16 protein-coding genes are annotated in these 13,743 nt (G+C 54.3%); 3 read left to right on the forward strand and 13 right to left on the reverse strand.

Annotation, left to right across the window (positions count from 1 at the left end; all coding sequences use genetic code 11):
- Position 1 precedes the first annotated feature (1 nt).
- The 3 genes from EPG66_RS12085 to EPG66_RS12095 all read right to left on the reverse strand — a co-directional run bounded on the left by EPG66_RS12085 (position 2) and on the right by EPG66_RS12095 (position 4,337).
- Complete coding sequence (locus EPG66_RS12085; RefSeq protein WP_182686969.1) at positions 2 to 991, reverse strand: LysM peptidoglycan-binding domain-containing protein; 990 nt, start codon at positions 989 to 991, stop codon at positions 2 to 4.
- Positions 992 to 1,144: 153 nt separating this feature from the next.
- Positions 1,145 to 1,837, reverse strand: coding sequence for a DsbA family protein (locus EPG66_RS12090; protein WP_182686971.1), 693 nt, complete (start codon positions 1,835 to 1,837; stop codon positions 1,145 to 1,147).
- Between the two features lie 196 nt (positions 1,838 to 2,033).
- Positions 2,034 to 4,337: a hypothetical protein gene (locus EPG66_RS12095; RefSeq protein WP_281369287.1), complete on the reverse strand. Its 2,304-nt coding sequence runs from the start codon at positions 4,335 to 4,337 to the stop codon at positions 2,034 to 2,036.
- Between the two features lie 451 nt (positions 4,338 to 4,788).
- Between EPG66_RS12095 and EPG66_RS12100 the strand changes: the two genes are divergently transcribed.
- From EPG66_RS12100 to EPG66_RS12110, 3 genes are all read left to right on the forward strand, one after another.
- Positions 4,789 to 4,980, forward strand: a complete 192-nt coding sequence (locus tag EPG66_RS12100; protein ID WP_182686973.1) for a hypothetical protein — start codon at positions 4,789 to 4,791, stop codon at positions 4,978 to 4,980.
- A gap of 83 nt (positions 4,981 to 5,063) precedes the next feature.
- The gene (locus EPG66_RS12105; protein ID WP_246379296.1) at positions 5,064 to 5,798 is read left to right on the forward strand and encodes a HipA family kinase; all 735 of its coding nucleotides are present in this window, start codon (positions 5,064 to 5,066) and stop codon (positions 5,796 to 5,798) included.
- The gene (locus EPG66_RS12110; protein WP_182686977.1) at positions 5,795 to 6,625 is read left to right on the forward strand and encodes a DUF3037 domain-containing protein; all 831 of its coding nucleotides are present in this window, start codon (positions 5,795 to 5,797) and stop codon (positions 6,623 to 6,625) included. Before EPG66_RS12105 ends, EPG66_RS12110 begins: the two co-directional genes overlap by 4 nt.
- A gap of 192 nt (positions 6,626 to 6,817) precedes the next feature.
- On the opposite strand, the gene EPG66_RS12115 is transcribed toward EPG66_RS12110, so the two are convergent.
- The 10 genes from EPG66_RS12115 to EPG66_RS12160 are packed head-to-tail and all read right to left on the reverse strand — an operon-like array spanning position 6,818 to position 13,702.
- On the reverse strand, positions 6,818 to 7,255 hold the full coding sequence (locus tag EPG66_RS12115) for a phage virion morphogenesis protein (RefSeq protein ID WP_182686979.1): 438 nt from the start codon (positions 7,253 to 7,255) through the stop codon (positions 6,818 to 6,820).
- Positions 7,255 to 7,401: a hypothetical protein gene (locus EPG66_RS12120; RefSeq protein WP_182686981.1), complete on the reverse strand. Its 147-nt coding sequence runs from the start codon at positions 7,399 to 7,401 to the stop codon at positions 7,255 to 7,257. Before EPG66_RS12120 ends, EPG66_RS12115 begins: the two co-directional genes overlap by 1 nt.
- A gap of 35 nt (positions 7,402 to 7,436) precedes the next feature.
- Positions 7,437 to 7,808, reverse strand: a complete 372-nt coding sequence (locus EPG66_RS12125) for a hypothetical protein (protein WP_182686983.1) — start codon at positions 7,806 to 7,808, stop codon at positions 7,437 to 7,439.
- Between the two features lie 10 nt (positions 7,809 to 7,818).
- On the reverse strand, positions 7,819 to 8,250 hold the full coding sequence (locus EPG66_RS12130; RefSeq protein WP_122889448.1) for a hypothetical protein: 432 nt from the start codon (positions 8,248 to 8,250) through the stop codon (positions 7,819 to 7,821).
- Between the two features lie 33 nt (positions 8,251 to 8,283).
- The gene (locus EPG66_RS12135) at positions 8,284 to 9,837 is read right to left on the reverse strand and encodes a phage tail protein (protein ID WP_182686985.1); all 1,554 of its coding nucleotides are present in this window, start codon (positions 9,835 to 9,837) and stop codon (positions 8,284 to 8,286) included.
- 44 nt (positions 9,838 to 9,881) lie between these two features.
- The gene (locus EPG66_RS12140; RefSeq protein ID WP_182686987.1) at positions 9,882 to 10,685 is read right to left on the reverse strand and encodes a hypothetical protein; all 804 of its coding nucleotides are present in this window, start codon (positions 10,683 to 10,685) and stop codon (positions 9,882 to 9,884) included.
- Position 10,686: 1 nt separating this feature from the next.
- Positions 10,687 to 11,328 carry a hypothetical protein gene (locus EPG66_RS12145; RefSeq protein WP_182686989.1) on the reverse strand — a complete coding sequence of 214 codons (642 nt, stop codon included), beginning with the start codon at positions 11,326 to 11,328 and terminating at the stop codon, positions 10,687 to 10,689.
- Between the two features lies 1 nt (position 11,329).
- On the reverse strand, positions 11,330 to 11,722 hold the full coding sequence (locus EPG66_RS12150) for a hypothetical protein (RefSeq protein WP_182686991.1): 393 nt from the start codon (positions 11,720 to 11,722) through the stop codon (positions 11,330 to 11,332).
- A gap of 46 nt (positions 11,723 to 11,768) precedes the next feature.
- On the reverse strand, positions 11,769 to 12,935 hold the full coding sequence (locus EPG66_RS12155) for a P22 phage major capsid protein family protein (RefSeq protein WP_182686993.1): 1,167 nt from the start codon (positions 12,933 to 12,935) through the stop codon (positions 11,769 to 11,771).
- Between the two features lie 14 nt (positions 12,936 to 12,949).
- Positions 12,950 to 13,702: a DUF6651 domain-containing protein gene (locus EPG66_RS12160; protein WP_182686994.1), complete on the reverse strand. Its 753-nt coding sequence runs from the start codon at positions 13,700 to 13,702 to the stop codon at positions 12,950 to 12,952.
- Positions 13,703 to 13,743: the final 41 nt, after the last annotated feature.

The following is a 13,743-nucleotide window of genomic DNA, read 5'->3' on the forward strand; positions in this document are numbered from 1 at the left end:
GCTAACTCGCCGGGCTGGTGGGTATTTTCAGCGTGTGAATGCCGCTCAGTTGCGGATCGGCCAGGTCATTGGCATCGGCAATGCTGGTCCATAAAGAGGCGTCCCCATACTGCGCTGATGCCACCTTATACAGATTGCCACCGGACAACGTTACCGCTTTGAGGCCATTGGCGGCCTGCCCTGAATTTACATTTTTGTTGAGCCTGCCCAGCACATTCTGAAGATGATACAGGGCCGGAATGCGGGTCGCGTGGTCTGACTGAAGAAGCAGATTACTGACGGTTTTTGATATGGGATTGCCGGGTACCAGTCCACCCAGCGAGGTAATCTCCAGAGCCGCAGCCTCGAGCAGTGCCAGCTCATGTTGAATGATGTTCCGGGCTGCAATCAGGGGTCTGACAACGGACTGAATCTGCGCAACAGTAGCATGCGCAAAGTCCGTTACCTTCTTAACCGCCTGATGCAGATTTCTGATAGCCTGCGTAACGGCATCAACGTTGATGATACTGGCAAGGCCCAGCGCGCGGCCCAGGTCGCTGTCAATCAGCTCCCGCAGCGCCCCGGTCAGGGCATCCACTTTCGCTGGCGAGCCCTCATTGCGGACAACCGCGACCTCAATGGAATAGGGGCGGCGCCAGACATATTCGTAGACCGGACTGAACGCGGTGATTACCACCGTGAAACGATAGTCATCGAGCGTCAGCAGAACCGGGTGCCCGGCATCCCGCATGCGTTCAAGCGCGCTCACCCGCTCACCCGCCTGCGAGCCCGTGATGATGCCAGACCAGGTCAGTGGCTCATACTCCGTGCCCAGCACATCAATAATGCGGTGGCCGCCAATCAGCTGATGCCGGACGGTTTTCTGTCTGCCGTGAATGACAACCTGTTCGGGGACCTCAAATTCCATAAACTCGAAGTCGCCCAGCATAAGCCGGGTAACAGTCGGATCGATACCCTGAGCAAACTGCGTGAGAGAATTCAGAAGGGACATACTGCGAGTGCCTGTTTCAGATATGACTGACAATGAAAAATAGGAGCCGCCATCTGTCGGGAGGCATGCGAATTTTCAGAGCCTGACCGTTCAGGCTGCCTGCAAAAGATGTCCGGACATCAAATATGGTGCAAAAAAGCACCTACCCAGACGTTATTCAGTCCGGATTTTATTCTGCTGCAGGTCAGCCAGATGATGACTGTCATTTATTCCGGCCAGTGCGATGTTGACGGCCTCTTCCAGCAAGTCATAAGTAACCTCGCCAGTCAGCACCCTGTCCCCGATAATGGTTGTCGGCGTACCTGAGTAATAAAGCCGTCTCATTAACGCCTTATTCACTTCGATAATGTTCTGTGTATCAAGCGGATAAGTTGTGACTTTCATTCCGGCAGCATGCAGGGCTGAATAAATACGCAGGTCGTCACCCATACCGCTGTCTGACATCAGCGCATGGTGAAAAGCATGGAATTTTTCAGGTTCTTCGATCCAGACGGCAAGCGCCATGCGCGTAACAGCGGTTGACGCTTCCGGACCGTATGAAATCAGTTTGTAGGTGATCGCAATCTGAGGATAGGCCTTTAAAAGCTTTTCCAGATTACTGTCCAGTCGTTTGCAATGAATACAGTCGTAGTTCACGAAACTGACCATTTTCAGTACAGGTTGCTCAGCACCGACGACAGGAGAGAGCGGATCGTTCAGCAGTTTATTTCGCATGAGTGCATCTGTCTGCGATGGACGCTGCGGCTGTTCTGCGGTAATGCCAGTGTTTGCCTGATGATGCGCCACCCCGGCAGTTGCCTGCCCTGCGCCCATGAGCATCAGCAATAAAACGAATTCATTAAGCATAATCCTGCTCCACAGATAATCTCACAGTTGCCGTAACGGAACGCAGTGACTGCGATTTTCATTACCTCACTAACAGTGAAATCAGCATGGCCAAAGCGGCGTTCAGAATTCTGAATACCGGCAGTTGTGAAAGCAGTTGAGGAAGAAGAGGCAGATAAGGCCTGCCCGCAGGAGTGTGATTTAAACCAGGCTGTCATCAGGGCAGAGAGAGGCTGCCAGCCTGACCGGGATACACCATCAGCATGGATGGATCGAAGGTGCTGGTGGATGACGGTGCTCTGGCTGCCTGCTTACTGATGCCACTCATGGCAGTGGCCACCAGTACCTGTCGACCTTCATGCGTCATCAGCAGATTTACGGGCTGCCCGTTATTAACGCCAGAAACTGGCGGTATCGGGGGATACCTGCCGGTTTTACGAAACGCCTGCTCACGAAGATGCTGTCTGTCGAAGTCCGCCTGGGCAGGCATCCAGGGTTTATAGGCAACGCCGTGGTCAAGCGCATTCTGACGTGCCAGTCTGCCACGCTCTGCCATTTCACGGCTCTGCGATACCGTGCTGCCGGGATACAGGGCGGCAAGCGTTACGGCAGAGATTATGCCCGGCAGACCGGTCAGCGCGGCGGTGAGTCCTGTCAGACCTGTAGTGGCGCTTCTGCCAATAAGCAGGTCAATGCCCCAGCCCGCCAGTTTAAGTGGTGTCAGCAGTGCGCCCGCAGCATGTCTGATGAGCCAAAATCCGCCACTGATGCCTGCAAGGCCGGTCACGGACAGCGCCGCCTGCCCCGCAAACTTCGCCATCTCAGGATGCCGGTGCGCAATGTCTGCCATCTGCTGAAGAGAGTGCGTGAGCATGTCTAGACCCTGTGTGAAGGTGTCCAGCAGGCCGCCATCTTTCCCCATCACCCGCTGCAGGTCCTGCCATTTCTTGTGAAAGTCGATCGCTTTGCCGTTGTAAGTGCTGCCGACCGCACTATAGGCATCATTCAGGCCGCGCGCGACTCCGTAGGCATCAATGCGGTGATGAATGGTCTCAAGCTGTTTGTCGATGAGACTGAACATCTTGCCGCCGGTACGCCCGAATATCAGGGCGTTCTCACGCTGCTTCTGTTCTTCGGTGTAATGGTGCCTGCGGTAGAGTGGCAGGATGACGTTTTCATAGTATTCGACAGGCGACTGGCTGAAGAGCTGCGCGTTTATAAGAGGATTGCCCCGGAAGCGCTTCACGCCGCCCAGGCTGTTTAGCTCTATCTTGCTGGCATCCCAGATGCCCATCGTCATCAGGTCGTGGGTGACCTGATTAGGCAGCTTCACAATCCCGTTTAACCGGTTGTAAGCGGTCATCAGCGCATCACCCGCTGAACTCCCCTTCAGCTCACCGATAATCGGCTCCAGCTCAGCAAACAGGGCTTTATTGCTCAGGTTGAAGGCCGAAGTCCCCGCTCTGGCCATAAACTGGCGGTACTGGGTGAAATCGACATTGCCGCCTGAAGACTGTATGGCACGGAACGCCGCGTCCATCAGTTCATTGAAGCGCCCCGGGCTTTTCAGTCCACCCGCCGTCTCGGTGAAGCGCAGCATATCCATCTGTTTTGCGGTTGTGGCTTCACGCTGATGTTCGTCCAGCCCGCGGGAGGCGAAGTTGATTCGCGCCAGCACCGGTGCCGCCAGTTTCGCCGCGCGCAGCTGCTCATCCAGCGTTTTTGCTCCGGATTCGCTGAATACCCCCTGCGCTTCCACCAGATATTTCAGCATGTCAGTGGCCGAGGAGCCCCGGATAAGGGTAGTTTCAGCGAAACGTTGTGCTTCATCTGTCGCAGCCTGACCCATGCCGAACTGTCTGAACTTCTCGGTCATGGTCTGGTAGCGGGCTGCCTCATCAACAAAGCCCTTCAGCATTCTGAAACCCAGATAGCCGGTGGCCAGATTTGTCATACCCTCTGAAAAGGAGCCTCCGCCGGGAGGGTGTCCATCACCGCCACCACGCCCTGCACCGCCGCCGCCCCAGCCGCCCGGGGGCTCGCCATTATGCCAGCCATGCCACCAGCCACCCTGTCCTGAAGGCGGAGGCAGTGCGAGCCTCCCGCCAGGGCTGCCATATCCACCGCTTCCTCCTGCAGCTGCGGCCCCCACTGCCAGAACGGGCAGTGTCATGGCTGCACCGTAACCACCCGCCAGCAGCGGGACATTACGCGAGGCACGGTTGATACGCTGAGTCTGGTCAGCTATCTCGCGGATGGCTCCGGCATATTCACGCGCACCGCGGGACGCGCCAGTAAATTCATTATTCAAAGAGCGATTAAGAGCCCGCAGCGCGGATGTGGCCTCACGGGCCGCTCGGGTTAGTGCTTTGATGTTCCGGGTGATGGTGACGAACTTCTTATTCAGCTCGATCGCATCACGGCTCACCTGCAGCAGGTTACGTGTAAGCTGATCGTCCAGCGCAAGGCGCACGGCTACGTGGTAAGCCTGAACATCCATAGCAACCTCAACTTCGAGCATAAAAACCCAGCTTTAACTGGTCTGGTTTTAGGTGAGAAATATTGAAAACAAATGCTGAACTTTGACACTATCGTAACGATAAACTTTGCGAGTTTAAAAAAATAAGAGCTTCTGTTATGGATAAACTTAGCCGCCTGTTTAAAAGGAAACGGTCTGCTCAATCGATGTACATGCGTACATCAGAAGATCAGCTTTCCCGGATCGCCAGAAATTGTAATCGGGATGAAGTGGCTTCAATACACATTAGATTAAAGTAATTTCGCTCTGAATTAGCAGTATGCTCCGAATGGGACGGTGACACTCAAGAGCAGATATGGGATGCGATCGAGACACATAAGCGTCTGCTTGTGCAGATTGATTTGCTAAAGAAGCTATAACCAGTGCTCATTTTCACTGAATAATCAAGGCTGGCTGCCGATACCAAATGCGTGCAACTCAAGGAGAACGCTCAATGGAACAACCAAACCCTCTCGCAGCCCTATCGTTGGTCATCTGGTTTTTGATGTTCATCCCCTGCTTCCGCATGGCGCAGAAGGCAGGCTTCGCATGGAAGATGGCGCTGCTGTTATCTTGTCCGGGAATACATTTCATTATGCTCTACGTCTTCGCTTACAAGAAGTGGCCGAACGCGCCTTATCAATGAGCACTGATCATCTGTCAGGATATGGCAATCAGACCTATCCGTGTATCTTTGCCTAATCAATCAACGCATGGATGAGCATAACGTTGGATTCTCCTAAAATCAGCGTCATAGAATTTATCAGGCGCATAAATGAAGGCAGTACTAAGCCCATTCTTTGTCGATGCGATGACGGCAACAAATACATCGTAAAATCAATGCCTTTAATGCCGCCCAAGCATCTTTTGGCAGAATTCATTTCTGCTTGCCTAGCTCAAGATCTCGGTCTTCCACTACCTGATTTTACCGTCGTTTATATCCCTGATGAGCTGCTAGAATTTTCGCCGCAACTCAAAAGTGACATTAATCCGGGATACGCGTTTGCTACGCTTTACATTGAAAATGCCGTTTCTTTGACATTTTCACAGTCTAGAAACGAGCAAATTGTCCCGATTGACGATCAGAAGAGAATTTTCTTGTTTGACAGATGGATCATGAATGGTGACAGAAGCCTTACTGCAATAGGAGGCAATGTGAACATGCTCTACGACGTTCAGCATGATAGGTATTACCTTATTGACCACAATCTAGCCTTTGATCAGAATGCGAACGCTGCTGGAGATTTCGAGTACCACGTTTACTCTCACAAATCGAGGAAGTGGACCTTTGACATGGTCGATCGTGTCGAGCATAAAGAAAAACTCTTAAAAACCTATTGCCGTATGCCTCACTTCTGGGAAGATGTACCGGATGACTGGCGTAGTGATCAGGATTTTATCAACAGTATCAACACTACGCTCATTAGAGCCGAGACAGATGATTTTTGGAGCAGTATCACATGACAACGCCTTGCTTATACAGCATCGTTCGATATTCACCCTATCCGGAAACTGAAGAGTTTGCGAACGTAGGTGTGGTCGTGTGCGCTCCAAAGGAGAATTTTTTCGACTTCATGATCACAAATCGAAATGACTCTCGCGTAAGGCGGTTTTTCCACGACGATTGCATTTTCCCTATAGCTAAAGATGCATTTTTTAGAGAGCTGGGATTTGCCAAGAACACTGCCCTTGAGATAAGCGGTGCGCAGACTCTTTCTCAGTTTTTCCACTACTTTACTGCAAGACGTGAATCAATATTTCACTTCAGCCAAGCCAGAGTTGTACTTTCAAACAACCCTAGAGAAGAAATGAAAAAAATCTATGATCGTTATGTAAATCATAGTGATTACACCAAAGCACGTAGAGAAGAGGTTTTAGCTAAAGAACTTAAAACAAGCATTGATAGGATTGACGCCCTAAAAAATATGTTCAGAAATCAGACCATTAACGGGACGCTTGCTAAGTTTTCTATGCCTCTTGTCGCCAAGAAAAGTGACGTCATATCACGAGCGATCAAGCCGCTAGCTTTTGAGCAATCCGAACCTGGGAAGATGATGGAACATGGTGACACATGGGTAATGAGAGTTACTCGTGCTGCAGAAGAAAAGTTACTCGAAGTAAAAGATGTGTTATTTACTATTGAGGAACCTCTCTCACCGACCTTGGCGCAAGTTAAGGTTCTTGATTCTATTAAGCTCAATTTAGATAAGCATAAAATTGCGCATGTTCCTGCTAGCGATCATCGTGCGGCAATTGAATTTGCATCGAATATCATCGTTGATCGGTCATGAGTATAGGGCCTGAAACTGGGCCCCTACTATTGCGTACAACTGCATTCTTTGAGTTTTAATTGTAGCCCGCATTTCACTGAATGAGATTGAATCTTCTCTTATATTTCATGTAATTAAATCTGATCTCATCAAGAAATGTTAGCGTTGTAGCCCTTCACCTCAACCCTAGAATACCGACAAATATTTCCTGATTTAGTAGACTTTGAAACTGCCCGATATCACCACGCCCATCGCCTCCCTCAGCGGGTCAATCTTCCTCACATATGCAGGCCCGATGAAAGGCCGCGGCGGTATGTGTGTAGTACCCACTTCCTGCCACAGCCCGATTTCACTCTTGGTCCCGACGATGGCTGCCAGACCAACCACTTCACTTTCGATTGAGTCTCTCAGTTCGCCAGAACGCAGCAGTGGCTCGTCTTCGCTGTAACCCTGGCGGACGCGGTCGTGTTTGGTCGATTCTGCAAGGGGTGCCCAGGCATCAAACGGCCCGTAAGCGGGCTGGTACACGCCAATTTCTTTTTTCGCCGTTTCCTCAATCTCTTTGACGATGATACGGAACCCCGCCTCCAGCCCGTTGGTAATTGAGGCTGAGGCAGAAGACAGTTCACGTGCAAACTGCTCAAGGTCCACTACTTACCCTCCTCCCATCTGCGTGTGTTCCAGTTGTAGGTGCCACCTTCAAGTTCGCCAATGACCACACCCATGGCGATGCGCTCATGGGCCATCAGCGCTGTCAGGCCCGGAAAAATCACGCTGAACGGAACCCCGGCTTTCATCAGCCAGCACTGGTTTATAAAACCGGGGTTCTGCGCTAGTTTTTTGCGGCGGCCTCCGTGGCCTCATCCTCTTCATCTTTCGACCTGGCACGCAGACTGGCACTGACCGCTTTGAGTCCGCTTTTGCCAAGAATGGCGAGCATGCTTTCAATCTGCTTCGGGTTCTGTGGTAACGGGTATTCCTCGCCGTCGATATCAGCTACGGCCGCCGCCGGAAAGGCATACATGTTCATATACATCACGTTGATGGCCATTTCAGGACCAACTGCAACTGTCAGGCGGGATTCCTGCACCGGGTCGAGTTCACGCAGGGTGATGACGCGCCCGCTGGCATCCCTGACCTGGTTTGGCTTCACCGCTGACTCCGTCACAACGGGTGGCATTTCATGCACTCTTACCTGCACCATGATTTGTTCCTCAGTTCACTTTTTTACGGCGGTTGGCTGTCCATGACAGGGTCTGGTTCACCGTCTTCTCGCCCTGCTTGTTACCGGCATCGGTAAGGTGAAACGACACACCCTCATAGCGATACACACTGACGGTGCCGTTTGCCTCGGTGATGGTTTCGGTGATGGTGCCGCGGGGCTGATCGATGCCGTTGTAGTAATTGTCTTCCCACCTGGCCCAGAAGTCGTCAAGTGTGGCATCCATACGTTCAGCCGTGATGGTGCCATTCCAGCCGACGGGGATCTGCAGTTCGTCAGTAATGCCATTGAGCGGCGTGATTTTATGGGTCGAGACCTGCGGCTTTGAGTCAAAGCTCATGATTTTGGGAATGCGCAGTTTTCCCGTGGGCGTATTGATATCAACGGCAATGTCACGCCCGACGGTATAACCAAGGGTTGGCATGGTCTATCTCCGGAGTAATGAGAGAGGCAGTGTTCAGCGCGACAAGCTGTCTGAAACGGAGATGGACACGCTGCCGCCCCCTTCCAGATTCACCAGGAAGTAGCGCACCACATTGAGGTATTTCACCTGCACATCGGCGGTCATGTAGCCCAGTGCCACGCGCGCATCCGGGTTATTGGCTGCATCGAGTCGCACCGCGAAGGCCGGTCCGCCATTCGGGTCGCCAATCATCTTCAGCGTCTCCAGATTCGACAGGAAAGATTCCAGGGTGCTTTTAGTTTCCCGGCGCAGGTCCGTGGTCTGATTGTCACCCACCACGCTGCCGAAGCTTGCCGCAATGGTCAGCGACAGGAAGTTGGTCATGCGGGTGTAAGTGTCATCGTTCTGGGTCGGATTTGATGAGGTATTGCGCCCCGAGCGCATCCCAAAGTAACTGCCGCCCGGACACGGATTGGTGATGACGTCAAGGCGGGCTGAGTTTATGGCTCCGATTTCCGGCACGGAGTATGGACGCCCCGCCAGCTGCCGCTCGGTGGCAATGATGGCGGGGATGCGCTTGTTGAGCGTGGAGATATGCGGTGCCCGGGCGGCAATGTTGGCCGCTTCAAACGTGGCGGGCGCAATCATGCGGTTTGTGCCGTTTGCGGTGTCCTTCCAGTAAGGCCAGTCACCCACAATCAGCTTGAGATGCCAGTCGTCCACGCCAGAACTGTTGAGTGCTTCTGACACAGCCTTGCATCCTGCGGAGGCCGGGCCCTGGGCGATGGCATAGGCACCCTCGGAGCGCGCAAACGCTGCCATGGCGGGCCAGCACGCTTTATCGGTCACATCGGTAAGGTTGATGACCTGTGAATTCGTGCCACGCAGTGCGTACATGCCCTTACGGGGTGCATCAGTGCCATCCGTCCCCAGGAGCGTAGCATCCGTGATACCGGTCGCGCCGTCAGTGCCGCCGCTGAGTGTGACCTCGCTGACCGCAGCCTGTGCAGGCGCTTCAGTTTCAGTGACTTTCGCACGTACCAGCTGGCTGGGGCCACGGATATTCATCTGGCCGTGATTCACCGCCTCCGCCATGGCTCTCCACAGCGCCTCCCCCTCACCCTGCAGGTTATCGAAGACTTCCGCACTCACGCCCGGCAGACTGAGGGTCAGCTTTTTCGAGTTCACGGCGGTACCGCTGCCGATACCTGCAATTATCTGGTTTCCCCGCGTACCGCTGTAGAGTGCGGTCAGCAGCAGGCCTGATTTACTGGCATTTTCACAGAGTCGGCCACTGGCCGCTTTATCCTGACCGTTTGTCACACGCACACAGTTCAGGTTTGCGGCGCCGAGCTGCAGTGAAATGGCAGCCGCCGTGGCCAGGTCATACTGGCGGTCTTTAGGCGTGCCCAGAAAGAAGGCCATGTCGTTATCAGAACGGATACAAAAGGCGCTGTTAACCGGCCCCCAGCATGCCACACCCACCAGCCCCAGCCCGTCGGTGGGTACACCGTTAATGTAACGGGCCCGGGGCGGGACAACCTGGACATAAAGGTCAGGTGCCGTGAGTGCAGACGTGTTGAGGTCGCCGGTTGAATAAATCGGCATGAGAGAGACTCCGGATGAGTGAGCTGATGCTGGAAAAAAAAGGGTTATCGCGTGGTCTGGTGCCCGTTCAGGGTGACCTCAAACTGTGTCACCTCAGGTGCGGTGATGGTCCGGGTGGTGGCGTAATTCACGCTGAAAATCAGGTCGCGCCGGTAGACATGCCAGTTCTCTGACCTGTCCGAATCAAACTGCCGGGCATAAAGGAGCTGCGCGGGCGCGCCGTCGTTGAGGTCAATGTGACACTGTTCAGAGAGCGCCGTATCAATGGCACTGCCGATGCGGTCCCGGAGGCCGGGCGTGGGTGCCCAGACAGTAATCTGAAAATCCTTTATCTGCCTGTGCAGCTCTTTTACAGCCGTGCCCGCGGTGGTAACGGAAATACTGAGATGCTCTGCCAGCGGGATGCAGACACTGCTGAGCACAGTGAATGACTTCGGCAGTGCTACAGACAGCGCGTGAATTGCCCGTCCAGCCGTGGTTCCCGCCCGGAAATGGAAACTGAACGTTTTCCTGTTAAGGGTTATCAGCACGTTTGTGAGTGCCGACGCCACACCGGCAACACTTATCGCGGTGCCGTTCACTGTGAACTGCAGCGTGGGTTTGCCCTTCGCCATTAAACGGAACGGCCTGCCAAGCGCCGTGCTGATTTTACGCTCTGTCGGCAGCGGCCAGACGGAGATGTGCACACCACCGTTATCTATATCCTGCTGCAGTGTTCCCGGCACCGGCCAGCCCGGGTAGATTTTTACTGAAGCGTTAACAATACCGGGTAACTGGCAGCCTCCAGGATACACCACCCCGGCTACCCGCCTCGCCAGGTAGCGGGCGACATCGTCGGTACTGGCCATGTTACACCGCCACCTGAAGCGCCGTAAGACGCCAGCCCATGTCGGTAAGCTCCGTGCCGCTGATGACAAAACGATGCCCGGCGTCATCCGTTATAAAATCCCCGGCATGAACAAAGACGCCTCTGAACGCGGGCATCATAATGTTGTGCCACGCGCTGCGCGTTTCACCTGGCAGCTTCAGCGGGCTGTGCTCACCGCCCCGGCTCAGCACAATACTGGCGGGCCAGCCGGACATGATGATCGCTTCATTTGCTGCAGTCGTGCCACCGTAATCCTGAAGTCCGGCATCATTACCCGTCTGAGCGGTACGCCGGATACTGACAAGCCGCTCAGCTTTGACACACAGGATAGGCTGTATCAGCGGCATGGCTGCCACGTAAAAGGCCCCCTCTGTGGACACCAGGATATCGCCTGCCTCAAACCCCGCCGCGTCAAAGATACCAATACGGGTGGCCTGTCCGAAACGCGCCGCCCGCATATAGCCATAATCGGTGGTGAATGAGGCCGAAAGCTCCCGTAGCGGTTGCGCATCCAGCGGGCTGAAGGGTGAGGCTGCCCGGTAATGACTCGCCGCACCGCCCAGGTGTTTCGCGGCCTTCCCGTTACCCTGGTTCACCTTCGCCGCCAGCTCATGCGCGTCCATATCAGCATCGGGTCACAGTTGATGCGCCCTTGCCCAGCGACGGGCCCGACGGGATCCCGAGTAGTCCGCAGAGCTGACGCCGCCACTGATTGTACAGACGCGTGCGATCTGACACTTCAGATCGGTTACGCTGCCATACCGCTGCTTTATCCGTATCAAGATTTTCCGCAGCGCGGGCAATACCGCTCTCCAGCCCTGCCAACGTAATGAGGTAGTTCGCCACAATCTGTTCCTCCTCATCCCGCAGCGTGTTCAGTCGATGCGCCAGCGTCTGATATCGTCCGGAGGTGACCTGCGCGTACGCCACATCTGAGCGATCGTCCGGAGTGGTATCACCCAGCATCGGATAGCCCATGTAACGACGTGCGTCCGCCTGCTGTTGGGGAGTCAGCATGAGATACCTCATTCAGTGAAATGTCACCGGAAATGGCAGCTACAGGCTAGCCCAGCAAAACGGCGGTGTGTTCTGGTTTGATGTTCTGACAGCCCCACGCAGCAGCGATTTCATAACGAACACGGCGATACTGTTTGTACATGGAGACTTCGAACGACATGTTAGTGCGCGGGTCGGTGATCATGATGCGGTCATCCGCCATGTCGCCTTCTTCCGGCAGCGCCGGGGCGCGGGTGGCCAGGATGATGGCTGAACGGCTGAATGCGAAGTTGGCAGTAAATTCACTGACAATTTCCAGTTTGGTTCCTGGCTTAACATTTTCCATCAGCCCGGGCTTATGAATGTCGATGGTGTTAAAACTTTTAGCGGCAACTATATATTTGTGCTTCCCAATAATGACGACGCACCCCTCCTCAACGAACCCGGGCACACTGGATTTGCTGTTGTCGTTGCCCGTGGGCTCAATTTTTACAGACAGGCTTCCTTCAGCGAGATCTTCTGCAACAATGAAGATTCTGTCCTTGACCGGCTTTTCACCCGACTCACTTTGAGCCTGAGCGATACCCGCCGATTCACGCAGAGTAAAACCATGCAGCTCCAGAAGTGTGCCCTGAGAACGCAGCGCAGTGGTTCCGGCCTCATTGGCTTTGGTGAGCTGCGCCATGGTACGCAGCGCCGCGCCTGCAGTGGTGTCAATGACGCACTGCAGATCGCTCAACGGTGCACCATTGTCAGTCAAAATTTTGCGTACCTGGGCCGTGTCAGTGAGTGTATCTTTGAACGGTGTTTTTCCTGCCTCACCGGCTGCGCGTGATGCGCGGCGGAACAGCAGACCCAGATCTTCTTCGATTTCATTGACCAGTGTGCGCATCGCCTGAGTGACCTGGTCACGGCGGATACCGTGATAACCCGGGCCGGATTTAATGCCCTTCTGCTGTTCGCCTTCCCAGCGGAACGGCACCATGCGCGATTTCGTTATGGCCAGCGGCACATTACCGATATCCTGGTCACCGTCATCTGGCGGCAGCTGACCGGGCTTAACATCTTCAGCGTCTGAAGCTGGCGTCACAGGGATACGAATCGGCTGATTCAGCGCTGCACGCTCTGCCGTGGCGTCCAGTGTAACAGAGGGAATGAAACCGCAGAGTTCGCGCGAGACGATATCCAGCGACTGGTACAGGTCGGGAATGAGTTGAGTCAGGGTATTAGACATGCAGGGTTATCCAGTTAATCGGTAATCTGTACACCCGCACAGGCACGTTCGCTCTGCTCGTGAGGGCTGAGTGATTCGAACTGTGCACGGGTAAGTGTGTTTGAGCTGCTGTTGCCATTTCCGCCGGAGGAGCCGCCGCCTGATGCGCCGGTGCCCTTGAGGATCTGGTCTTTATACGGGTAGTGCTCAACGAGAATGCTCAGCGCTTCATCAAACCCCGCCGCTTCCCCGGGTCTGACCGCACTGAAGATTTTGTTTCCGTCGCGGTCAAAAGCCGTGACGGCGTCACCGACAACCTGAAAGTTGCTGCCGAAACGGGCTTCCACCAGGTCGGCCGGAATACTCATCTTCTCAGCGATGAATTTTGAACGGGCGAAACTGCCGCCAATTTTCTCCGCCGTGAGCTTCTGGCTCAGGTCGTCGCGTTCTTTCACGATGGGGGCATACTTCTCTTCCAGCGCACGTACGGCTTCAGTGCGGACCTTTTCGACTTCACCGGCATCCACCAGCGTTTTGTCTTCCAGGTTCTTCACGGTATCCAGTGCTGCCAGCGCAGCGGCCGGATCATCAATGCCTTCAAAGGTCTTCAGCTGCGTTTCAGCACTTTCCGCACGCTCACGGTGCGACTTTGCCTCACCGTTAAGACGCGAGATGGTCTGCAGGGTGCCGGGGGCATCAAACACCACCTCTTTGCCGTCATCCTGCACGTACACAGGTTTGCCATCGTTTACGACCACATGGCCGTTCTCATCGAGTTTCAGTTTCATCAGGGTCATCCAACCAGGTAAGAGCCATCCGGCCCGTGGCA

The sequence above is a fragment of the Pantoea pleuroti genome (genome assembly GCF_014156615.1).
Taxonomy (GTDB): Bacteria; Pseudomonadota; Gammaproteobacteria; order Enterobacterales; family Enterobacteriaceae; genus Pantoea; species Pantoea agglomerans.